Genomic DNA, 22,818 nt, shown 5'->3' with positions numbered 1-22,818 from the left:
CAAGGGAAATGGGAAAAAACATTTCCGACTGTAAACAAACTCTAAAAAGTGGTATATATTGCTTACCTCTCCTTTTATATAAGAGTATATATAGAAAAGTATTTATCCAACAAAATTACTAGTGGTTGTATCCTCTAATTCACATAAGATATCTCTAATATCACCATAATTCTACATTTCTATATATACTTAGTTGTCAACAGAACGAAACATACTTAATCATAGCCTTTAACTTTTCATTGGTCAAAAAAAGACTTATTTCCTGAAAGATAAATCTCTTTGGAAACAAGTCTTTTTCTATGTAATTTAGTTTAATACTGTTAATACATTACGAACAGATGATACAGATTTATCTAATGCTTTTTTCTCGCCATCTGACAAGTCTAATTCAATAATTTTTTCTATACCATTCCCACCTAAGATAGTTGGTACCCCTAAATAAAGATCGTAATATCCATATTCTCCTTCTAGATAAGCAACAGTAGGTAAGATTCTTCTTTGATTTTTTATAATTGCCACACACATATCAGTAAGAGCGGCTGCAGGGGCATGATAAGCGCTTCCATTACCAAGCAAATTGACAATTTCTGCACCACCATTTCTAGTTCTTTCAATTATTTCTTCTATTCTGTGTGAAGGGATCAATTTTTCTAGTGGAATTCCCCCAGCATAAGAATATCGAATGAGCGGTACCATATCATCCCCATGACCACCTAAAACAAAGCCAGTTATGTCTTTAACAGACAAATTTAATTCCATCGCAATAAAACTTCTAAAACGGGCGGTATCAAGAACCCCTGATTGCCCAATTACTCTATTTTTAGAAAATCCTGATTCCTTATAAACCGTATAAGTCATAGCATCAACAGGATTTGTCAATACGATAATAATACAATTTGGAGAATATTTTACTATTTCTCTCGTAACAGCTTTCATAACTCCTTGATTAGTCTGAACTAAATCATCTCTACTCATACCTGGTTTTCTAGCAATTCCAGCTGTAATAATAACTATATCTGAATCCTTTGTATCTATGTAATTTGAAGTACCGATAATATTAGCATCAAATCCTAGAACTGGACTTGCTTCAAACATATCCAATGTTTTTCCTTTTACAGACTTTTCATTGCGAGGAGTATCTAATAATACAATATCACCTATCTCTTTTTGTGCTAATAGAAAGGCGGTTGTTGCACCAGTATATCCTCCACCAATAATAGAAATTTTCTTGCGCCTACCCATAATTCATTCCCCCTTGTGAGCCATGAAAACATTGCTTGCATAATCAAAAATTTCACCCAAATGAAATAAAAGGTAGAAGGCATCTTTAATTCCCTTCTACCTTTCTACTAATTCTTATCCCATGTTCTTAATTAATTCATCTCCGAATTCAGAACATTTAACTTCAGTAGCACCCTCCATTAAACGTGCAAAATCGTATGTTACAACTTTTGATGCAATTGTTTTCTCAACAGAATTTATAACTAATTGTGCTGCCTCAGTCCAACCTAAATGTTCTAGCATTAAAACACCAGATAAAATAACAGAAGAAGGATTCACTTTATCTAGTCCTGCATACTTTGGTGCTGTTCCATGAGTTGCTTCAAAGATGGCATGACCAGTCTCATAGTTAATGTTCGCACCTGGTGCAATACCGATTCCACCAACTTGAGCAGCTAGTGCATCAGAAATATAATCACCATTTAAATTCATCGTTGCTACAACATCAAATTCTTTTGGACGCGTAAGAATTTGTTGTAAGAAGATATCAGCGATAGAATCTTTTATAATAATCTTACCTTCTGCCTCTGCTTCTGATTGGGCTTTATTTGCCGCATCTGATCCTTGCTCTTCTTTAATGCGATCATACTGTGCCCATGTGAACACTTTATCACCGAATTCTTTTTCAGCAAGCTCATAACCCCAGTTTTTGAAGGCACCTTCTGTATATTTCATGATGTTACCTTTATGTACTAAAGTAACTGATTTGCGTCCTTCTTTTATAGCATAATTAATAGCTGCACGCACTAAACGACTTGTTCCTTCTTCCGAAATTGGTTTAATACCAATTCCTGATGTTTCTGGGAATCTAATTTTGTTTACTCCCATTTCTTCTTTTAGGAACGTAATCAATTTATTTACTGCTTCTGAACCTTTTTCATACTCAATTCCTGCATAAATATCTTCTGTATTTTCACGGAAAATCACCATATCTGTATCTTGCGGTCTTTTCACTGGAGATGGAACACCCTCAAACCATCTTACAGGACGTAAACAAACAAAAAGATCCAATTCTTGACGTAGTGCTACATTTAAAGAACGAATACCTCCACCTACTGGCGTTGTAAGAGGTCCTTTTATAGCAATTAAGTACTCCTTAATTTCATCTAATGTTTCAGAAGGTAACCATTCTCCTGTTTTATTAAATGCTTTTTCTCCAGCATATACTTCTTTCCAGACAATCTTCTTTTCCCCTTTATATGCCTTTTCGACAGCAGCATCTAGAACTCTTTCAGAAGCTGCCCAGATGTCTGGTCCAATTCCATCTCCTTCAATATAGGGAACTATTGGGTTTGCTGGTACGTTTAGTACTCCATCTACTACTGATATTTTTTCTCCTTGCATGCATATCCCTCCGTATATTTATTACTATTTCTACTGTAAGTTACAGATAGAAAAAGCACTAACACCTATATATAACAAGCTAAAAAAGCTAATTATACGCTCTAAATTATGAAGCTTTGTGAATAGCCTACAATACAAGTATAACAAAATTCTATATTTTTGGAATCATCTTTCATTTAACGTTGATTTACAGGGATATATTCCAAGCGTTCTGGACCTACATAATCGGCTCTAGGTCTAATAAGACGATTGTTTTCATACTGCTCTAAGATATGAGCTAGCCAACCTGAAACCCTACTTACTGCAAAGATTGGAGTAAATAGATCATGATCTATTCCAAGACTATGGTATACAGATGCAGAAAAGAAATCTACATTAGGCACCAGGTTCTTTTCTTCTTTCAGTAATGATTCAATTTTTATACTCATCTCATACAAATGAGATTCTCCAGATAAGTCTGTTAGCCTTCTAGACATTTCTTTCAAATGCTTGGCACGAGGATCACCTTTTCGATACACTCTATGACCAAATCCCATTATCTTTTCTTTTCGTTCCATTTTCTCTTTAATATACTCTTCTACTTGGTCAACACTACCAATCTCTGATAACATTTTCATTACTGCCTCATTAGCTCCACCATGTAATGGACCTTTTAAAGCACCAATTGCTGATGTAATACCAGAATATACATCGGATAATGTTGCTACACACACTCTAGCTGTAAAAGTGGAAGCATTTAGTTCATGATCGGCATGAAGGACTAAAGCTTTATTAAATGCTTCTATAGAAATATTTTCAGGTTCATTTCCAGTTAACATATACAAGAAATTTGCAGCAAAACCCAAATCCGATCTAGGAGCCACAGGATCTAATCCTTTTCTTAATCTTGAAAAGGTAGTTACAATGGTTGGGATTTTCGCTTGCAGCTTAACAGCTTTCATATAGTTTGCATGATTATCCATTAAATCTGCACTTTCATCATAAGTACCTAGCAAAGAAACTGCAGAACGAAGCACCGCCATAGGATGTACTTCATTTAAAGGCATTAATTTCATTTGCTCTATTAAAGAAGGTGGAAGTTCAGCATTGTGAGCTAATAATTGCTTAAACTCCTTTAATTCTTCCATTGTTGGTAGCTTTTTATGCCATAATAAATAGATAACTTCTTCAAAACTAGAATTATTTGCTAGTACATCTATATCATATCCTACATATGCTAGTGAATCATCAATGATGGAACTTATAGAAGATGTAGTAGCAATAATTCCTTCAAGACCTTTAGTTACAGCCATACCTATCTCTCCTTTACATCTACTCTTTTAGTTAGTACAAATAAAGCTTAACGAACTCCCCTCTATTTACATCGTAGTTAGCCAAAAATGCCATTACATATAAACAGACAATTTGAATTACTCTAAAAGTTTACTATTTTTTTAGATTACATGAAAATGTACCTAAAAATCAATGAAAAAGGTATTTTTGGGTCTTAAACTAAGAAGGAGGGAGCTTAAAAAAAGATAAATAATGGAATTATAGCTAATTTGAAAATGCTTACATTTTTAAATAAAAAAATAAGTTATCTTGCTATTTTATTAATTGAGAAGATTGTAACCACATACTCATTATAAACAATAAAAAGGAAAATGTCTCATATTTTATACTTAAAAACTGTAGATATAGTAAAAATTTTTTTTTAATACTCTTTTTTACTATATTCTTCTTTCAACCTTTTATTCCAATATACACATTAATTTAATAAGATCTTGTTAGGGCATGGATGAATACCTTATGCCCTAACACCTGATAACATCATGTAATCAGGTAAACCAACCTGCCATTTTAATAGCAGCATATGCAATGCCCGCACCTATTAACGGTCCAACAGCAACACCGTTAAAAAGGGAAACAGAAAGTATTGTGCCCAATACAAGAGCTGTGGTAATTTGCGGGTCTTCTGACAATAAAGACACTCCTCCTTTTGCAAGCAAAGCAACTAAGATACCAGAAATAAGCGCAATCCATGCATACGGTGATTTAAAGGAGGTTGATAAGTCTTTAAAACCAATGTCTCCTGTTGCAATTGGGATTAAAACAGCTATCGTAATAATTGTTACTCCCCAATTAATTCCCTTTGTTTGAATATAGGAAAATACTTTCGCATCCAATCCTAATAATTTCATAGCAAGTAAGAATACAATGGCTATTAATAATGAATTATTCTTTGCGAGAATGGCTATTCCAAGTAATAAGTATAGAAATAGTGCTGGTTGACTGAACATTTCCATCCACCTTTATATCCAAATTTTCTTTTTCATTTCAAACACATTGTTCCTATCATGCTTACTCTCATACTATCCCTTATAATAAGCTATAACATTATAAAAAGGCTGCACGACATTATAAATCACTTTTAAACAAATTTCTAGAAGAACCTCAACAAGATAAAAAATAAAAGTATGTGAAATCACCTTAAAAAAGAAGGATTTCTACTTGTACATGCATAAATATAGTTTTATCAAGAATTAGTCATAAGTCACCGACGTTTATTCTAATATCTACTGGAGGATATGAATTGAATTCAACTTACATTAATCGTACCATTCGCTTTTTTATTGTTATTGCTGTTATTAGTGTATTATTTGTAAGCACGATTTATTTATCCAAGGTAACCTATCCATTCATTATTGGATTTCTTATTGCTTTTTTAATGAACCCCGTTGTTAATTTTTTTCAATTCAAATGTAAGCTTCCACGTGCATTTGCAGTAGTTTTAAGTATATTTTTTATTTTATCTCTTTTTGCTGGAATTGTATTTTTTTTAATTGCCGAAATTGTTTCAGGAGCTTCATACCTTGCGGATGTGGTACCTAAACAAGTAGATACCATTATCCAATATATTGAGAATCTAATCGCAGCTCAAGTGATTCCCATCTATAATAAAATCACCCAAACCTTTGACAGCTTAGGAACCGGCCAACAAGAAACCATAATAAATAATATTAAAAGTGTGGGAGAAGAAGTTGGCACAGTAATGAGTGACTTCTTACAAGCTTTTTTTCAAAATATCCCAATTATTCTATCCTGGTTTCCAAATGCCGCAACTGTCATTATTTTCTCCTTATTAGCAACCTTCTTCATTAGTAAAGATTGGGCACAATTATCTAATAAATTTAGTAGATTATTTCCTTCTAAATGGATTAATAGTGGGAAAACAGTATTTTTCGATTTAAAAAAGGCTCTATTCGGATTTTTAAAGGCTCAAGTTACCCTTATTTCCATCACTACTGTTATTATATTAATCGGTCTTTTAATATTACGAGTTGACTATGCTATTACCATTGCCCTCCTAACTGGACTAGTTGATATTATTCCTTATTTAGGAACTGGTTTAATCTTTGTACCATGGATTATTTATGAAGTGATTGTTGGCAATATGGGATTAGCTGTCGGCCTAACAGTATTGTTTATTTTAGTACTTGTACAAAGACAAATAATGGAGCCCAAAATATTATCTTCTAATATTGGGTTAGATCCTTTAGCCACCCTTATAGCTTTATTTGTTGGATTTAAGGTTTTAGGATTCATTGGATTAATCATCGGACCTGTTACACTTGTTATTTTATCCACCTTACATAAGGCTAATGTATTCCTAGATATATGGAATTATATCAAGGGAGAAAAACCTATATCGAAATAACAAAATAAAAGAAGCTCTACAGAATAACTCCTCTCTGTAGGGCTTCTTTTTTTATCAGCGATGAATAATGGTTACTCTATTTCGTTTTTGTATTGCTCTATGAAGATATCGTATTAAAAGAGCCTTAAAAAGCTTTCTTGTAATAGGAATTAAGATAAGAACTCCTACTATATCTGTAATGAATCCTGGAAATAGTAATAAAATACTACCTATTAATACAGATAAACCATTAATAATGGCATCTCCTGGCATGATTCCATTTTGAATCTGTTGTTGCACATTTTGAACAGCCTTTAAACCCTGTTTTTTCATTAGTATTCCGCCAATAATCCCAGTACCAATAATCATTAGTAATGTTTCTGCTATTCCAAAATAATTTCCTAAAATAAGAAATATAGTCAGTTCGAGAATAGGGATTACTAGCAAAAAAATCAAGAATGCTCGCATGATGTATAGCACCACCTTGTACAATAAGGATATTTCTATTATATCCTTTTTCTAAATATAAATATAGAAAAAAGGAATGTCTCACTATGAGAGACATTCCTTAGCTATCTATTTTTTAATATTAAAGTACGCTAGCATGTCCACTATATACATAGCCACTGCGAGAATCTACTGTAATATCTACTCCATCTTTTAAGATGTTTGTAGCATTCTCTACACCCACTATTACTGGAATACCAATTTCTAATCCCACAACAGCTGCATGACTAGTCAAGCCACCTTCTTCTACGATTAGAGCACTACATTTTTCTAATGCAGGAACCATATCGCGATCAGTGCCAGTTGTTACAAGTATAGATCCTTGCTTTACTTTTTCAAGAGCATCTTTTGCATTTTTAGCAATTACTGCTTTACCGAAAGCTGTCTTGCGTCCGATTCCTTGTCCTTTAGCAAGAATATCACCAATTACATGAATTTTCATGATATTAGTAGTTCCTGCTTCGCCAACTGGTAAGCCTGCTGTAATTACAACTAAATCACCATGTGTTACGATAGAGCTGTTTACACTTTCTTGTACAGCAACATCAAGCATTTCATCTGTAGACTCAGATTTATTACTTACACGAGGATACACACCCCATACTAATGCTAACTGTCTTTGGATTTTCCCATCATAAGTTACAGCAATAATTGGTGCTTCTGGACGATATTTTGAGATCATTCTTGCAGTATGTCCACTTCCAGTCGGAGTGATAACTGCTTTAACTTCAAGGTTTAATGCAGTATGAGCAACTGATTGACCGATAGAATCTGTAATAGATTGTTCCGAATCTTTGCTACGTTTAGACAAGATTTCTTTATAGTTTAAAGCCGTCTCTGCTTTTGAAGCAATGTTATTCATTGTTTGTACTGCTTCTACTGGATATGTACCAGCAGCTGTTTCCCCAGAAAGCATAATTGCATCTGTTCCGTCAAAGATTGCATTCGCAACGTCACTTGCTTCCGCACGCGTTGGACGTGGATTACGTTGCATAGAATCTAACATTTGTGTAGCAGTAATAACTGGTTTACCTTGAGTATTACATTTCTTGATTAAAGATTTTTGAACTAATGGCACATCTTCTGCAGGAATTTCTACACCAAGATCTCCACGAGCAACCATTAATCCATCAGATACTTCTAAAATTTCATCAATATTATCCACACCTTCTTGGTTTTCAATTTTAGGGATAATATGAATATGGGAAGCATTGTTTTCTTTTAACAATTGTTTAATTTCTAATACATCTGATGCGCGACGAACAAATGAAGCAGCGATAAAATCAATACCTTGTTCAATACCAAAACGGATGTCATTAGCATCTTTTTCAGTGATTCCAGGTAATTTAACTGAAACCCCAGGAACGTTTACACCTTTTTTATTTTTTAGTGTACCTGTATTAAGAATTTTTGTATGTATTTCACCTGCTGCGTTATCCACACCTGTTACTTCAAGACCAATTAAGCCATCATCAAGTAGAATTTTGCTTCCAACTTGAACATCCTCAATTAAGCCTTCATATGTTACAGAAAATTTTTCCGTTGTACCTTCTACTTCTTTCATAGAAACGATAATATCGTTTCCTGATACAAGTTCAATTGCTCCATCTTTCATATTGTTTGTACGAATTTCAGGACCTTTTGTATCTAATAAGATAGCAATATTACTACCTGTAATTTCAGCTGCTTCACGGATATTTTTAATTCTTGCACCATGTTCTTCAAAGTCACCATGTGAAAAGTTTAAACGTGCAACGTTCATGCCTGCTTGCATAAGTTGAGTTAATTTCTCTATACTTTCACTAGCAGGTCCAATAGTACATACAATTTTCGTTTTACGCATTACAAATAACCTCCGATATTAGATATAAAATATTTTTTTACATAAATGAAGGGATTTAAGATTCTTCTACTACAAGAATAAAAATCTTAAATCCCATTCATAGGATCATTAGATAGATAATTCTTTAGATAGGTGGTAAAGATTGCTGTCTATTGTATGTTTGCGGCCAAGTGCTTCAATGATATCGTAATCTACTAAAGCATTCTTTTCTATTCCAACTGCTCTTCCGCCTTTACCTTCTACAAGTAGCTCAACTGCATATGCTCCTAAACGACTAGCCAATACACGGTCAGATGCAGTAGGAGATCCACCACGTTGCATATGTCCTAAAACAGAAACACGTGTGTCAAAATCAGTGTTTTCTTCAATTAATTTACCTACTTCTACACCACTCGCCACGCCTTCAGCAACAACAATAATACTGTGCTTTTTGCCACGCTCTTGACCTTTTTTCAGACGAGCAATAATCTCGTCAATTTTAAAGCCTTCCTCAGGAATTAAAATTGTTTCTGCTCCACCTGCTAAACCAGCCCATAAAGCAATATCTCCAGCGTTTCTTCCCATTACTTCAATGATAAAGGTTCTTTCATGAGATGTAGCTGTATCACGAATTTTATCGATAGCATCAATTACAGTATTAAGTGCTGTGTCGAATCCAATAGTAAACTCCGTGCCAGGAATATCATTATCTATTGTACCAGGCACACCTACACAAGGATAACCTTGTTCAGTAAGCGCCTTCGCACCCATATAAGAACCATCTCCACCGATAACAACTAGTCCATCAATGTTGTGCTTTTTCAGTTGCTCAATTCCTTTTTGTTGTCCTTCTTTTGTTTTGAACTCTTCACAGCGAGCAGAGAATAAGAATGTTCCACCACGGTGAATAATATCGCCAACAGAACCAACTTCAAGTTTCTTGAAGTTACCACTGATTAATCCTGCATATCCTCCAACTACTCCATATACTTCAACACCATGATATATTGCTTTACGAACAACCGCTCTAATTGCAGCATTCATTCCTGGTGCATCTCCACCACTTGTTAATACGCCAATTCTCTTTACTGTCAAATTAATCACCTCTAAAGTTCTTCTAGAAAAACTATGTAACAAAATATACATATACTATTATATAACAAAATATTAAACTGCAACCTTTTTCACAAATTGTCCATATAAAAGATATGCATGGCCAGCATTTTCCAGTAATATAGAAACTACTGATATTTCTATTTTTCTATACTATAAACCATTCTAACATATCATGAAGATACTTGTATCTCAACTTATTATGATAAAAAAAATAAAGACGGAATAATTAGTAAAATCCAAAATAATATTTGTCTATGTTTATTATTCTATTCTCCTATACAATAGTATTTTAAACCTATTAGAAGCTAAATATCAAGGCAAATTTATAGGATGATATCGATAACAATATTATCATTTACTAATTCGTGCTTATGTAAACCTCTTTCATCTATTCATAAGAAAAGATTCAAATAATAGTATTCCCCTTTTTAGCTGGATTACTGCATTTGAATCTTTCCTATTATTGTTATTTACTCAAGTATGAACCCATTTTGTTAAACTTATCATATCTATGACTAACTAGTTCTTCCTTAGTCATTGTTCTTAAATCTTTTAAAGATTGGTATAGAACCTTATCCATTTGTTCGGCTTGTTCTTTTATATCTTGGTGAGCTCCACCTTTTACTTCTTTTATAATAGAATCAATAATTCCTAATCCTTTTAAATCAGGAGCTGTGATTTTCATTTTTTCTGCCGCTTGTTTCGCCTGTCCAGCATCTTTCCATAAAATAGATGCAGCTCCTTCAGGAGAAATCACAGAGTAAGTAGAATTCTCCAGCATGTGTATATGGTTTCCGACTCCAAGTGCTAAAGCTCCACCACTTCCACCTTCACCAATGACAATACAAATGATTGGCACTTCCATAGAAGCCATTTCGAACAAGTTTTTTGCAATTGCTTCACTTTGTCCTCTTTCTTCTGCAGCTTTACCAGGATATGCTCCTTTTGTATCAATAAAACAGATAATTGGGCGATTGAATTTATCCGCTTGTTTCATTAAACGTAATGCCTTACGATACCCTTCTGGATGTGGCATTCCAAAGTTTCTGCGAATATTTTCTTTCGTATCTTTCCCTCTTTGATGACCAATAACTGTTACAGGTAAACCTTTATATTTTGCAACACCTGCGACAATTGCTTCATCATCCCCAAACCCTCTATCTCCATGCAATTCAAAGAAATCAGTGAACAAGTGAGAAATATAATCTAGTGTAGTTGGTCTATTTGGATGTCTTGCTATCTGTACACGATCCCAAGGCTTCATGTTATTGTAGATATCATTTTCAAGTTTTTCTAGTCTTTTTTCTAACTTGTCAATTTCCATGCTTAAATCCACATTTGCATTAGCGGAGAATTCTTTTAGCTCGCTAATTTTGCTTTTCAGTTCATTAATTGGCTTATCAAAAGCTAATTCTACCATTCAGAATCACCACCATTCTGATGAATATCTAATACTAAGCTTAACTTCTCTTTTAATTCTAGCCTTGGTATTACTGCATCTAATTGACCATGCTTCAGTAAGAACTCCGATGTTTGGAAGTCCTCTGGAAGCTCTTCTCTAATTGTCTGTTCAATAATTCTTCTACCAGCAAACCCAATAAGAGCCCCTGGTTCAGCAAAATTATAATCACCAAGAGAAGCAAAACTAGCCGAAACTCCACCAGTAGTTGGATGTGTCATGATCGTAATATACAGACCACCATTATCACTGAATCGTTTTAATGCAGTACTTGTTTTAGCCATTTGCATTAAACTAAGAATTCCTTCCTGCATCCTTGCTCCACCAGAAGCAGTAAAGATAATAAAAGGTACAGAAAGCTCGTCTGCCTTTTCAATAGCTAATGTAATCTTTTCTCCTACTACGGAACCCATACTTCCCATACGGAAAGTAGAATCCATAACAGCAATGACTACTTCCTTACCTTCTATTTTCCCTGTACCTGTAACAACAGCTTCGTTTATTTTTGTCTTTTTAATATCTCCAGCAATTTTTTCTTCGTATCCTGGAAAATTCAAAGGGTTGCCTGTCTTAATTTCACTATTTATTTCAACAAAAGTTGAATCATCTATAATACTGCTTACTCTCTCCATGCCATTCATCGGTAAATGAAAGCCACAATTCAAACAAACCTTTAAGTTTTTCTGTAACTCTTTCGTGTACATAATTTTCTTACAGTTAGAGCATTTAGTCATAATACCTTCTGGTAACTCATTTTTTGATAACTCTGAAGGCAATGTTGCATATTTCATTTTTTTTGATTTAGAAAAAATTCCCTTAATCAAATGGAACCCTCCCCATTATTAACATTTTGTATTATTTTCCAAGACTAATCCATTAGTGATGCAATTACTGCATGTCGGAAATAAAACACTTGCATATAGACATTCAAAAAATATACTATTTCGCATAAAAAATATTAGTAATATGTTTATAAAAAATAATGATTATATTAGTGCTTTATGATCTTTCTTTCAATTCTTTATACACTTGCCATAGTTTTTTTTGATCTTTCTTTTCTAATGCATGCAAAATGGTTAGATAATCTTCTTTCGCCCATATAATTTCAGGAAATTTTAAAGATTGATAATACTCCTTTAATATTGTCCATAAGCGATGAATAAGAAAGTTATCTGCAATGTTTATTATTTTAATAAAAAATTCATTTTCGTTGATATCCTGATGATGCTTCACCCAATTTTTTAGGGCCTCTACTTCATTATCTGCGATTTTTCCCATAGCAATATCTAATGCATTTAATTGGATATAGTTTTTGGTTTCTAATACGTCACTCTTTGCTTTTTCATTCTGCAAAATAAATGTACTGATCAACTCAACCAAATTATGTCCTTCAAAATTCCGTAGAAACGTTCCTTCTCCCTTCCTTGTTTCAATAAGGCCTAATAACTCTAATGCCCTTAATGCTTCTCTGATAGAAGACCTGCCTGCTGGAAGGGACTCGCTTAAGGCTCGCTCGGAAGGAAGTTTATCGCCAGGTTGAAGTCCATTTGTGTTAATCATATCTCGAAGATGATTAACAATATCGACATATAATTTGGAGTTTTTAGAAGCAGTTTCATTCACTTTTTGTCATCACTCACTTCTTTTGCCTAATTGGCCATTAATAGATATATGAATATATTCTCTGCTTGTATACTGATTAGTATTATCAAACAAGTGGTCTGACCAGTTAGCTTCTTAAACAATATAACAACTTTAAGAAGTTGTAAAGTTATTCTGACAAGATAACATGGTTAGCTCCAAGGAGTTTTGTTAGTTCCTCAAGGCATTTCCCATTCGGAAAAATTTTATATTCATTATTCAATATTATATTTTTTGCAGTATCTTCATAATGAATAATAACTGGTGTAGAACCTGGATATTTTTTTATAATTCGGAGTATATCCCCCTTTAAAGATTCCATTTCTTTTTCATTTCTTGATTTAATAAATAACTTATGTGTACTTTTTGGAAGTGCTTGGACTTTTTGTTCCATAGATTCTACTAATTGAACAACTAACTGTTTTTTATTAAACCTTTCTTCCACTTTCCCTTCAATATAAACAATTTTGCCATTAGCCAGAACAGATTGTCCTTTTTTATAAACAGTAGGAAACACTACCCCTTCCATTTCTCCACTTGAATCACTAAAGTGCAAAAAAGCCATAGGTTCTCCCTTTTTCGTTCTAATACTATTCACATCCGTTACATATAGAACAGACTGATATTTCTGTCCATGCTGCATATCTATAATAAAAGTTGTCTTTAAATCTTTGATGAAATCTTTGTAAATTGATACTGGGTGATCAGATAAGTATAATCCTAAAGCACTTTTTTCATATGTCAATTTATCTTCTTGCTTCATTGGATCCACTTCAACATATTTAGGCTTGAAGAAGAAATCTTCTTCATTAAATAAGTCATGTTGATCCGCTTCTTCTGGATGAACTAATTGTGCATGCTGTATGGCTACATCTATTGTCGCCAAGCAGGTTGCACGATCCTGACCAAATTCATCAAAGCAACCAGCATATATGAGAGATTCTAGTACTTTTCTATTAATCACTTTTGGTGATACTCTTATGCAAAAATCAAATATATCTTCGAATTTTTTATGCTTTCTAGCATTAAGAATCTCTTTTAAAACATTTCCCCCAATTCCTTTTATAGCCGCTAAACTATATCTAATTTTGCCCTGTTCTACTTGAAAATGATAATGACTTTTATTAATGGATGGTGGAATTACATCTACATTCATTTCCTTTAATTCATTAATAAAGTGTATTAGTTTCCCTTCGTTCCCTGTAGCTGAAGACATTAAAGCTGCCATAAAATAGGTAGGGTAATTTGCTTTTAAATAGGCCAACTGATAAGCAATCATACTGTATGCTACAGCGTGACTTCTATTAAATCCATAATTAGCAAATCGCACAATTAATTCATAAATTTCATTAGCTGTTTGTTCCGCATAGCCCTTTAGTTTAGCTCCGTTTACAAAATGAACTCTTTCTTTAGTTAGTACGTCCTTTTGTTTTTTACTAACAGCTCTACGTAATAAATCTGCTTCTCCTAAAGAAAAGCCTGCCATCTTTGAAGCTATTTGTATAATCTGCTCTTGATAGATTATCACTCCATATGTACTTTTTAAAATTTCTTCTAAATCTGGATGATAAAAGTTAATGGACTCTTTCCCATGCTTGCGATCAATATAGTGAGGGATATTCTCCATTGGTCCTGGTCTATACAAAGCATTAACAGCTACAATATCTTCAAATTCAGTTGGATTCAAGCTTTTTAATACTTTTCTCATTCCTTCTGATTCTAATTGGAATATTCCTGTAGTTTGCCCTTTACTTAACAGGTTATATACTTTCGGATCATCTAATGGTAGGTTTTTGATATCCACCTTTTTATGGTTAGAGCGACTAATCATATCTAGTATGTTCTGTAGGAAAGATAAATTTCTTAATCCTAAGAAGTCCATTTTTAATAATCCTAGTTCCTCTAAATATTCCATACTATATTGAGTTAAGTAGATTTCCTCATGTCCTTGAAGAATGGGGATGACGTTCACTAAAGGCTTATGACTTAATACGACTCCTGCTGCATGTGTAGAGGTATGTCTAGGAAGTCCTTCAATCTTACATGCTGTCTCGAAAATCCTTTTATTCTTCGGAGATTCTGCAACAAACTGTTGAAGCTCCTTTGATTCTTTATAACTGTCTTTTAGTGATATTCCTAGTTTGGAAGGTATGGTTCGAGTTAACGCATCTAATTCCTTTACGGAAAGTCCAAATACTCTTCCAATATCCCGCAAGGATGCTTTAGCTGCAAATGTCCCAAACGTTATAATTTGGGCAACATGCATTTCTCCATACTTTGCTTTCACATACTGAATGACATGATCTCTTTTATTATCAGGAAAATCAATATCTATATCAGGCATTGAGATACGCTCTGGATTTAGAAATCTCTCAAACAATAAATGATAGTTAATAGGGTCAATTTCTGTAATAAATAGAACATAAGCTACTATAGATCCAGCCGCTGAACCCCTACCAGGTCCTGTTAGTATCCCATTTTCTCTTGCATATTTCATAAAGTCCCAAACAATCAGGAAATAATCACTGTAACCCATTTTATTAATAATCTCTAATTCATATTCTAAGCGACTTACATGCTTTGGCTCTATATTCGAGTATCTTTTCCTTAACCCTTCCATACATAATTCTCGTAAAAAGGCTTCCGCAGATACCTCCTGATATGGAACAGGGTACTTCGGTAAGGAAGTTTGAAATTCGTCCATTGTAACTTGGCACTCTTGTCCTATATACCACGCATTCTCTAGCACCAATGGTATATCGCTAAATAGTTCAACCATTTCATCAGAACTTTTAAAATATTGTTGATTAGTGGTCCATTCATTTTGATCAACATCTGCTAATTTTTCCCCTTGTTTAATAGTACGCAGACATTCATAAGCGAAATGATCTTCTTCTTGTAAATAACAAACATGATTAGTTGCCACAATTTTTATTTCGTGAGAATGACCAAGCTCTACTATATGCTGATTTAGTTCGTCCTCCATAGTCAAACCATGTCGTTGAATAGATAAGAAAAATTGATTTTGTTCAAAAACAGATGTCCATAATTGTAACACTTTTGTTGCCATTTCTATATTCTCTTGAATGATATATTGTTCTATTTCTCCCTCCAACCCTGGAGAGATCGCAATTAATCCTTTTGAGTAGGCTTTTAACCATTTAACTGGTATACCACCTTGGTTATTTGTCGCAACTGCACTAGATATTTTTAACAAATTAGAAAATCCAACATTATTTCTTGCTAATAGTAATAAGGAATAGGTCTTTTCTTTTTCCCATTCACTTATTACATCTACTGTTAATCCAAGTATTGGTTTTATATTATTTTTGACTGCTTCTTTATAGAATGCCTGTGCACCGAACAGCACATTTCGATCTGTTAATGCTAAAGATTTATATCCCATTTTACTAGCATTTGTAACTAAGTCCTTAATCGAGATAGTACTAGATAAGAGACTATAGCTACTAGCTACTTGCAAATGTACGAAAGACACTTATTTTCACCACACTCACTACACATTATTTTTTATGATTAACACTTATCTGACATGAATCTATTTTTTTATTAATTATAGTTGTTTAAGCTAAAAAAAGAAAATATGTTCTATTTTCATTATAAAAAGGATAATACACAATTGACTACTCGGTTCTTTGGAACAGAAGAGAAAAGAAATATAGTTGGAGGTTATTAGGCAGTTAGAGATACTAGAAGCAACCTTTTATCAATAATACCTTTACGAAAATAATCATATTCCTGATTACTCGTCCATATTTATAACAATATATCATTTAAACCCGCAAAAGATATCGGAACAATCTTTTTTAGAAAAAATTATTATAATATGACGAAATGGAGCGGTTAAATTATGAATCAACAACCCTTCTTCCCTACTTTCATTGAAAGCTACTTTATTGCATTAGGTGTAATATTAGGTGGAGCCCTATTAGGTGGACTAGCCGCTTTTTTAACTGGAAAACCATTACTTACTGAAATCATTAGAATATCTAGTATGATTAAAATTTGGGCTATAGTAACAGCTATTGGCGGTACCTTTGATGCCATAGATACGATTGAAAAAGGGATCTATGATGCTGGTACGAAAGATTTATTTAAACAAATTCTATTAATTGTATCTGCATTTGGAGGAGCACACACAGGGATTACTATTATTAAATGGATTACTCAGGAGTATGTTTAATTATGCGTATTCCACCCTTATATAACAATCGAGCAATACAACGATTATTTGCAGGTATGGTAATTGGAGGCGTAATTAGTTGGTGTATATTTGTGTTTATCTTTGGTGTATGGCAAGAAAGATATAGCACAGAATTAAAGACTCAAAAAGCTACCATTGAAGATTTAGAGAAAGAAAAAAAAATCTGGCAGGAGGAATTTTCCCAACAGAATAAATCGACAGAAGAAAAGTTGACAGTTGAAAGCTTAGTAGTAAAAATAAACAGCAAGGATAAAGAAAAATACAATATTCAACCATTTAATGCAGTAGAAATGGAAGATGCAATTAAAGAAGATTTAACTGCCATTATGGCAAAGGATCTTGATATGGTGTATAAAAGTCGTGCATTATTAAAAAAATCCATTGAGAACAAAGTAGTGACCTCTGATAAAAAGCGTTACAAATTTAAAGTAACGGAATTAATCATCTATACGACTGTTCATGTAGAACTAAGCGTAACCTTTGCAGATTAACGAAAAAAGTGCCTACAAACCTTGTTATAGACACTCTTAAGGCATTATTTACAGATTTCTTCCAAATCATGGATAACCGAGATAGAGTCATTCCAATGATAAATACTAGCTCCAGATGCTAATGGATGGCCACCACCGTTGTATTTTTTGGCTATTCCATTAATAACTGGACCTTTAGAACGTAATCTTACTCTTATTTGATCCTCTTCTTCAATGAAGAACACCCAAGCCTTCAAGCCTTTTACACTTCCTAGAGAGCTAACTAAAAGGGAAGCTTCAGATGGAATGGCATTAAACTGATGCAAAATCTCTTTCGTTAATTTCATTGCAGCTACGCCATTAGAATGAACTTCAAAATTCTGATAAATATATCCACCTAACTTTACAATATTTGGTTCTAATTCATACATTTGATCATACATTTCCGTTCTAGAAAAAGAATAGTTAATTAAGTCTCCTGCATAACTAAATGTTTTTTCAGAAGTACTAGGATATAAAAATCTGCCAGTATCTCCTACAATCCCAGCATATAAAAGTCTAGCTGCTTCATCACTCATTTGTAATCCTTTATCTTTACCAAATAAATAAAATTCATAAATTAATTCACTTGTAGAACTAGCCGTTGTTTCCACCCATACAATATCTCCATAAGAATCGTCATTTGGATGATGATCTATCTTAATGAGCATCTTGCCGTAAGTGTACCTTTGGTCACATACTCTTTCTTGGTTTGCTGTGTCACAAACAATAACTAAGGCATTTTCATAAACACTATCCTCTATTATGTCTAGTCTTCTCAAAAAATGAAGTGATTTTTCTTCTTTCCCAACTGTATATACTTTTTTCTCAGGAAAAGAAGTTTTAATTATTTCTGCTAGACCACCTTGAGATCCATATGCATCAGGATCTGGCCTTACATGTCTATGTAATATAATCGTGTCATGTTCTTTTATCGCTTGCAGTATCTTCTCTTTCATTATTTTCCTCCTATCAGCAACACTTAATGACGATCAATTAATTGACACATCATCATTGCTTTACCTACTAATGTACCTTGATTAAAAACTTCTACATCTACTTTCCCAAATTTCCTTCCCACTTCTAGAATATTGGGAGTTACTTCAATGACACTATCCATTTGTACAGGTTTTATAAAGTAGATTGTCATATTCTCTACAACTAAGTCTCCCTTTTTAAATCCTCGTAATATACGATTGGCAGCTTCAGAAACGATTGTGGTAAATACTCCATAAGAAATGGTACCAAGATGATTAGTCATTTGCGGAGTGATTTCACAAGTAAAGGTTGTGCTTCCATGCGACTTTTCTTTAGCAAGTAATAATTGCTTTGTTACAATATCATCGATGGTTTCCCCAATTTGTGGCTGACGTTGATTCATCTGCAAGGCTTTTAAAACATCTTGCCTGCTTATTATTCCTTCTAGTTTATTATAGTCATCTACCACTGGAAGTACTTCAATACCTTCCCATACCATCGTATGGGAACAGGATGCTACACTTGTTTTCCCACTTACAGTCATTGGCTGTTTTGTCATAATTTTATCCATTGTCATATCCAAAGGTTTTCCAATAATATCTTTAGAAGTAATCATTCCAAGTACTTTCATATTGTGATCAACAACTGGAAACCTTCCATGCAAGGTTTCCTTATTGTACTGATGCCACAGCGCCACATTATCCGTTGTTCTTAAGCAAATTGTTTTTTCTAATGGCGTTAGAATATCCTCAACTAGAACAATTTCTTTCTTTATTAATTGATCATAAATGGCTCGATTAATCATCGTCGCAACAGTGAAGGTATCATAACTTGTAGATATGATTGGGAGTTTTAATTCATCTGCTAAACGTTTCACATGTTCTTCTGTATCAAAACCACCTGTTATTAAAACCGCTGCACCCGCTTTTAAAACATGCTCATGTGCGCGAACGCGATTACCAATAATCAGTAAATTACCTGCTCCTGTATATCTCATCATAGCTTCTAATTTCATTGCGCCAATAACAAATCGGTTTAACGTTTTATGTAGTCCTGCTCTTCCACCAAGCACTTGACCATCTACAATATTAACTACCTCTGCATACGTTAGTTTTTCAATATTCTCCTTCTTTTTCCGCTCTATTCTAATTGTTCCGACTCTTTCGATAGTGCTAACATACCCTTTATTTTCTGCTTCTTTAATTGCTCTATAGGCTGTCCCCTCACTAACACTAAGTGCCTTCGCAATTTGTCTAACAGAAATTTTCTCTCCTACTTGAAGTTCGTCAATATAATTTAATATTTGTTCATGTTTTGTCGCCAAAAAACCACCCTCTATTAGAAAAGCGCAGGCATCGTATTTATTGTCTGTTGCAAAGACAAGACGCCATCTTTTAATTGTTATTGTTTATCGTTGTTTTACTTATTCCTCGATGTAAGTACCTCTATAAATCTTAACAAGCAGTCCTTAATAGGCATATCTATTAAGAACAACTTTTTATATAATATATTCCCTATATAGAAAGAAAAAACTTTTTATCATTTCTTCAAGCCCTTTATATCTTTATTATAGTTGTATTTACTAGTGGAATTCAATTACTTATTCCGTTGTATCTAATCCATTTAAGAGATAATAACCATAGTAGAAAATAATAGCTAGTACAACCAAAAGAAGTTTCTTCTAGTTATACTAGCTATTATTTTATTATTGATAGTACTGAATTCGCTTTCTTCTTTGAACCTTATTTGTAGATTTACTTGTAGCTTGCTTTTGCTTTTTTGGTGTATAAAGTAAAGCAGTTAAATTCCCTGCCATCACCAATAATGCAAAGACGAGCCAAGATATAGAGAAAAGCCCTTCCATCCCATCTGCAAGTGGGGAGAGCCTTGGAACTCCATAGTATAATAAGACTCCACCTAATAAAATACACAGTAAGTATCTGTTTTTATTCATGCCAGCAAAACCTCCTTAGCATAGTCTATGCGGACAACCTAGAAAAAAGTATCTATTCATTCATAAAGCTTTGCTAATTGACAACCATTTCGTCTTACTAAACATTTACAAGGCTACTTATTGTTGTTAAGCTATAAAAGTATTGAAATAAACAAAAAAATAATCACACTTATTGTTAGAGTAAGCTACTTTTTACGCATGATTATTTGGAGGTATGTATATGAAAAAACTAGAAGCACTATCAAATTGGATGGAACAAGAAGATATAGATTTTACGTTCTTAACTTCTACAGATAATATTTTTTATTTCAGTGGATTTTATAGCGACCCACATGAACGATTATTAGCATTAATCCTTTTCCCTAAAGAAGAACCTATTTTAATCTGCCCTTCTATGGAAACGACAGATGCTAGAAATGCTGGATGGAGTTATGAAATTATTGGTTATAGCGATACAGAAGATCCATTCCTAGCTATAAAAGAAAAAGTAAACGCTAGAGTAAACAAAACACATAAAATCGCCATTGAACAGGACCATATGAATGTTGCTAGATTTAATGCTATTCAGTCAACATTTCCAGAAATTAAAACCTTTTTATCAGTTGAAGAGGTTATTAATAAACAACGAATGCTTAAATCTCCTGATGAATTAATGAAAATAAGAGAAGCATGTAAATGGGCTGATTTTGCTATTGAAGTGGGCTGTAACGAAATTTCAGAGGGTAAAACCGAAATGGAAGTTCTAGCAAGCATAGAATATGAATTAAAGAAAAAAGGGATAGGCAAAATGTCCTTCTCCACTATGGTGCTAACTGGAACAAACGGCGCATCACCTCATGGAACACCTGGCGAAACTGTCATAAAGAAAGGGGATTTAGTTCTCTTTGATTTAGGAGTAGTTGTAGACGGATATTGTTCTGATATTACTAGAACCGTAGCATACGGAGATATAACTAATAAGCAGCACGAAATATATGATACTGTTTTGAAAGCCCAGCTAGCTGCTTTAGAAGCTTCTAAACCTGGAGTAGCTTGTTCAACTGTTGATTTGGCTGCACGAAACACGATTAGAGACGCAGGATATGGGGATTACTTCCCTCATCGTTTAGGACATGGCTTAGGAATTAGTGTGCATGAATTTCCATCATTGACAGAAACAAACTCTCTTCTGCTTCAAGAAGGCATGGTATACACAATAGAGCCTGGCATTTATGTACCTCATGTAGCTGGAGTACGCATAGAGGATGACGTTTATGTAACAAAAGATGGTGTGGAAATATTAACTAAATTCCCTAAAGAACTACAAATTATTGGTTAAATTTTCTTAGGGCATATCCGCTATCAACAAATATTTTGTTTGTTGATTACTTATACGAATTACAGATATAAAAATCCCGAATTATTAAGCAAATTCTCTTGTGAATACTGCTTAATAATTCGGGATTTGTTTGTTCTGAAATACTTCTTATTCAGCCTCTTTTTCTTTTAAATAAACAGAATCAATTGCTCCATCATTATATACATCCATCACTTGTGCCGTTACTTCTTCCATCCCTTTTTCTTCTAACTCGAATGCACCTATACTGCTTTTTCTTTTTTCCATGACATTCTCTCCTTATTTTTCATAAAGTAAATCTACCAACCGAATGGCAGTTTATAAAATATTTGATAGTACATCTACTATCCTTATATGTGAATAAATGCAGCATATATACAATGCTTTAATAAATTCTTCATTATTATGACAACGAGAAGTTAATCTTATGCAAGAAAGGGTATGGATAAATAAAAGAAGGAAAAGGAGTTGGATCTTAATGAAGAACATGTATAAAAATATCATTGTAGCTGTAGATGGATCAGAGGAAGGAGATAAGGCATTCCATAAAGCACTCTCTATTTCATTAGAAAATCAAGCCAGACTAATTATTGCTCATGTGATAGATACACGTTCCTTTGCTACAGTAGCAGCATATGATCAATCTATTGCTTCTAGAGCAGATGAATTTGCTAATGATTTATTAGGCAAATATGAAAATGAAGCTAAATCTTCTGGGCTAGAGCATGTTGTGAAAGCAATAGAATTTGGTTCTCCAAGATTTGTTATCCCAAAAGAAATTTCCAAAAAATACGATGCAAATCTTATTGTTTGTGGAGCAACTGGTTTAAACGCAGTAGAAAAATTTATTATTGGTAGTGTTTCGGATGGAATTACACGTAACGCTCCATGTGATGTATTAGTAGTTAGAAATGATTAAATAGAAAGTCCCCCACTAAATAGTTAGCAAAGCAGCTAATTGGTGGGGGGACTC

20 protein-coding genes are annotated in these 22,818 nt (G+C 33.6%); 5 read left to right on the top strand and 15 right to left on the bottom strand.

Features of this window, described 5'->3' with window-relative positions; translation table 11 throughout:
* Nucleotides 1-306: 306 nt before the first annotated feature.
* The 4 genes from mdh to F9279_RS13840 form a co-directional block, all read right to left on the bottom strand.
* Nucleotides 307-1,242: a malate dehydrogenase gene (gene mdh, locus F9279_RS13855; protein ID WP_152113999.1), complete on the bottom strand. Its 936-nt coding sequence runs from the start codon at nucleotides 1,240-1,242 to the stop codon at nucleotides 307-309.
* Nucleotides 1,243-1,356: 114 nt separating this feature from the next.
* Nucleotides 1,357-2,625: an NADP-dependent isocitrate dehydrogenase gene (gene icd, locus F9279_RS13850; protein ID WP_152113997.1), complete on the bottom strand. Its 1,269-nt coding sequence runs from the start codon at nucleotides 2,623-2,625 to the stop codon at nucleotides 1,357-1,359.
* 176 nt (nucleotides 2,626-2,801) lie between these two features.
* On the bottom strand, nucleotides 2,802-3,917 hold the full coding sequence (gene citZ / locus F9279_RS13845; protein WP_152113995.1) for a citrate synthase: 1,116 nt from the start codon (nucleotides 3,915-3,917) through the stop codon (nucleotides 2,802-2,804).
* 525 nt (nucleotides 3,918-4,442) lie between these two features.
* Nucleotides 4,443-4,904, bottom strand: coding sequence for a DUF441 domain-containing protein (locus F9279_RS13840; protein WP_152113993.1), 462 nt, complete (start codon nucleotides 4,902-4,904; stop codon nucleotides 4,443-4,445).
* Nucleotides 4,905-5,197: 293 nt separating this feature from the next.
* On the opposite strand from F9279_RS13840, the gene ytvI reads away from it, so the two are divergent.
* A complete protein-coding gene (gene ytvI, locus F9279_RS13835; RefSeq protein ID WP_152113991.1) occupies nucleotides 5,198-6,322 on the top strand; it encodes a sporulation integral membrane protein YtvI in 1,125 nt (374 codons plus the stop codon).
* A 54-nt stretch (nucleotides 6,323-6,376) separates the two neighbouring features.
* On the opposite strand, the gene F9279_RS13830 is transcribed toward ytvI, so the two are convergent.
* From F9279_RS13830 to dnaE, 7 genes are all read right to left on the bottom strand, one after another.
* Nucleotides 6,377-6,769 carry an FxsA family protein gene (locus F9279_RS13830; RefSeq protein ID WP_152113989.1) on the bottom strand — a complete coding sequence of 131 codons (393 nt, stop codon included), beginning with the start codon at nucleotides 6,767-6,769 and terminating at the stop codon, nucleotides 6,377-6,379.
* Between the two features lie 121 nt (nucleotides 6,770-6,890).
* Nucleotides 6,891-8,651 carry a pyruvate kinase gene (gene pyk / locus F9279_RS13825; RefSeq protein ID WP_152113987.1) on the bottom strand — a complete coding sequence of 587 codons (1,761 nt, stop codon included), beginning with the start codon at nucleotides 8,649-8,651 and terminating at the stop codon, nucleotides 6,891-6,893.
* A gap of 108 nt (nucleotides 8,652-8,759) precedes the next feature.
* Nucleotides 8,760-9,725: a 6-phosphofructokinase gene (gene pfkA / locus F9279_RS13820; RefSeq protein WP_226793517.1), complete on the bottom strand. Its 966-nt coding sequence runs from the start codon at nucleotides 9,723-9,725 to the stop codon at nucleotides 8,760-8,762.
* Nucleotides 9,726-10,212: 487 nt separating this feature from the next.
* Nucleotides 10,213-11,166: an acetyl-CoA carboxylase carboxyl transferase subunit alpha gene (accA, locus tag F9279_RS13815; protein WP_152113982.1), complete on the bottom strand. Its 954-nt coding sequence runs from the start codon at nucleotides 11,164-11,166 to the stop codon at nucleotides 10,213-10,215.
* The gene (gene accD / locus F9279_RS13810; protein ID WP_152113980.1) at nucleotides 11,160-12,029 is read right to left on the bottom strand and encodes an acetyl-CoA carboxylase, carboxyltransferase subunit beta; all 870 of its coding nucleotides are present in this window, start codon (nucleotides 12,027-12,029) and stop codon (nucleotides 11,160-11,162) included. Before accD ends, accA begins: the two co-directional genes overlap by 7 nt.
* A 175-nt stretch (nucleotides 12,030-12,204) precedes the next feature.
* Nucleotides 12,205-12,828, bottom strand: coding sequence for a FadR/GntR family transcriptional regulator (locus tag F9279_RS13805; protein ID WP_152113978.1), 624 nt, complete (start codon nucleotides 12,826-12,828; stop codon nucleotides 12,205-12,207).
* A gap of 148 nt (nucleotides 12,829-12,976) precedes the next feature.
* Nucleotides 12,977-16,342, bottom strand: coding sequence for a DNA polymerase III subunit alpha (gene dnaE, locus F9279_RS13800; protein WP_152113976.1), 3,366 nt, complete (start codon nucleotides 16,340-16,342; stop codon nucleotides 12,977-12,979).
* Between the two features lie 372 nt (nucleotides 16,343-16,714).
* Here dnaE and F9279_RS13795 point away from each other — a divergent pair, with 372 nt between their 5' ends.
* Together F9279_RS13795 and ytrI are read left to right on the top strand one after the other, a co-directional pair.
* Nucleotides 16,715-17,047: a YtrH family sporulation protein gene (locus tag F9279_RS13795; RefSeq protein WP_152113974.1), complete on the top strand. Its 333-nt coding sequence runs from the start codon at nucleotides 16,715-16,717 to the stop codon at nucleotides 17,045-17,047.
* A 2-nt stretch (nucleotides 17,048-17,049) separates the two neighbouring features.
* Nucleotides 17,050-17,559, top strand: a complete 510-nt coding sequence (ytrI, locus tag F9279_RS13790; RefSeq protein WP_152113972.1) for a sporulation membrane protein YtrI — start codon at nucleotides 17,050-17,052, stop codon at nucleotides 17,557-17,559.
* Between the two features lie 44 nt (nucleotides 17,560-17,603).
* On the opposite strand, the gene F9279_RS13785 is transcribed toward ytrI, so the two are convergent.
* The 3 genes from F9279_RS13785 to F9279_RS13775 all read right to left on the bottom strand — a co-directional run bounded on the left by F9279_RS13785 (nucleotide 17,604) and on the right by F9279_RS13775 (nucleotide 20,509).
* On the bottom strand, nucleotides 17,604-18,536 hold the full coding sequence (locus F9279_RS13785) for a DHH family phosphoesterase (protein ID WP_152113970.1): 933 nt from the start codon (nucleotides 18,534-18,536) through the stop codon (nucleotides 17,604-17,606).
* 23 nt (nucleotides 18,537-18,559) lie between these two features.
* Nucleotides 18,560-19,879 carry a DRTGG domain-containing protein gene (locus F9279_RS13780; protein ID WP_152113968.1) on the bottom strand — a complete coding sequence of 440 codons (1,320 nt, stop codon included), beginning with the start codon at nucleotides 19,877-19,879 and terminating at the stop codon, nucleotides 18,560-18,562.
* 381 nt (nucleotides 19,880-20,260) lie between these two features.
* A complete protein-coding gene (locus F9279_RS13775; protein ID WP_152113966.1) occupies nucleotides 20,261-20,509 on the bottom strand; it encodes a hypothetical protein in 249 nt (82 codons plus the stop codon).
* A gap of 220 nt (nucleotides 20,510-20,729) precedes the next feature.
* Here F9279_RS13775 and F9279_RS13770 point away from each other — a divergent pair, with 220 nt between their 5' ends.
* Nucleotides 20,730-21,827 (top strand): M24 family metallopeptidase, encoded by a 1,098-nt coding sequence (locus F9279_RS13770; RefSeq protein WP_152113964.1) that lies wholly within the window; start codon nucleotides 20,730-20,732, stop codon nucleotides 21,825-21,827.
* A gap of 147 nt (nucleotides 21,828-21,974) precedes the next feature.
* Here F9279_RS13770 and F9279_RS25215 read toward each other — a convergent pair whose 3' ends face one another.
* Nucleotides 21,975-22,112, bottom strand: a complete 138-nt coding sequence (locus F9279_RS25215) for a hypothetical protein (RefSeq protein WP_193224573.1) — start codon at nucleotides 22,110-22,112, stop codon at nucleotides 21,975-21,977.
* Nucleotides 22,113-22,323: 211 nt separating this feature from the next.
* Here F9279_RS25215 and F9279_RS13765 point away from each other — a divergent pair, with 211 nt between their 5' ends.
* The gene (locus F9279_RS13765) at nucleotides 22,324-22,764 is read left to right on the top strand and encodes a universal stress protein (RefSeq protein ID WP_152113962.1); all 441 of its coding nucleotides are present in this window, start codon (nucleotides 22,324-22,326) and stop codon (nucleotides 22,762-22,764) included.
* The last annotated feature ends 54 nt before the right edge of the window (nucleotides 22,765-22,818 follow it).

The sequence above is a fragment of the Bacillus sp. B1-b2 genome (assembly GCF_009183415.1).
Lineage (GTDB): Bacteria > Bacillota > Bacilli > Bacillales > Cytobacillaceae > Niallia.
The sequence above is the reverse complement of the archived record's forward strand: the minus strand, read 5'-3'. Positions and strand labels throughout refer to the sequence as shown.

Bases quoted from the DNA above. Each gene is read 5' to 3' on its own strand.
- citZ (WP_152113995.1), bottom strand. From the start codon at position 3,917: ATGGCTGTAACTAAAGGTCTTGAAGGAATTATTGCTACTACATCTTCT.
- F9279_RS13795 (WP_152113974.1), top strand. From the start codon at position 16,715: ATGAATCAACAACCCTTCTTCCCTACTTTCATTGAAAGCTACTTTATT.
- F9279_RS13785 (WP_152113970.1), bottom strand. From the start codon at position 18,536: ATGAAAGAGAAGATACTGCAAGCGATAAAAGAACATGACACGATTATA.
- accA (WP_152113982.1), bottom strand. From the start codon at position 11,166: ATGGTAGAATTAGCTTTTGATAAGCCAATTAATGAACTGAAAAGCAAA.
- icd (WP_152113997.1), bottom strand. From the start codon at position 2,625: ATGCAAGGAGAAAAAATATCAGTAGTAGATGGAGTACTAAACGTACCA.
- F9279_RS13775 (WP_152113966.1), bottom strand. From the start codon at position 20,509: ATGAATAAAAACAGATACTTACTGTGTATTTTATTAGGTGGAGTCTTA.
- F9279_RS13840 (WP_152113993.1), bottom strand. From the start codon at position 4,904: ATGTTCAGTCAACCAGCACTATTTCTATACTTATTACTTGGAATAGCC.
- F9279_RS13830 (WP_152113989.1), bottom strand. From the start codon at position 6,769: ATGCGAGCATTCTTGATTTTTTTGCTAGTAATCCCTATTCTCGAACTG.
- F9279_RS13765 (WP_152113962.1), top strand. From the start codon at position 22,324: ATGAAGAACATGTATAAAAATATCATTGTAGCTGTAGATGGATCAGAG.
- ytrI (WP_152113972.1), top strand. From the start codon at position 17,050: ATGCGTATTCCACCCTTATATAACAATCGAGCAATACAACGATTATTT.
- pyk (WP_152113987.1), bottom strand. From the start codon at position 8,651: ATGCGTAAAACGAAAATTGTATGTACTATTGGACCTGCTAGTGAAAGT.
- F9279_RS25215 (WP_193224573.1), bottom strand. From the start codon at position 22,112: ATGGAAAAAAGAAAAAGCAGTATAGGTGCATTCGAGTTAGAAGAAAAA.
- F9279_RS13770 (WP_152113964.1), top strand. From the start codon at position 20,730: ATGAAAAAACTAGAAGCACTATCAAATTGGATGGAACAAGAAGATATA.
- mdh (WP_152113999.1), bottom strand. From the start codon at position 1,242: ATGGGTAGGCGCAAGAAAATTTCTATTATTGGTGGAGGATATACTGGT.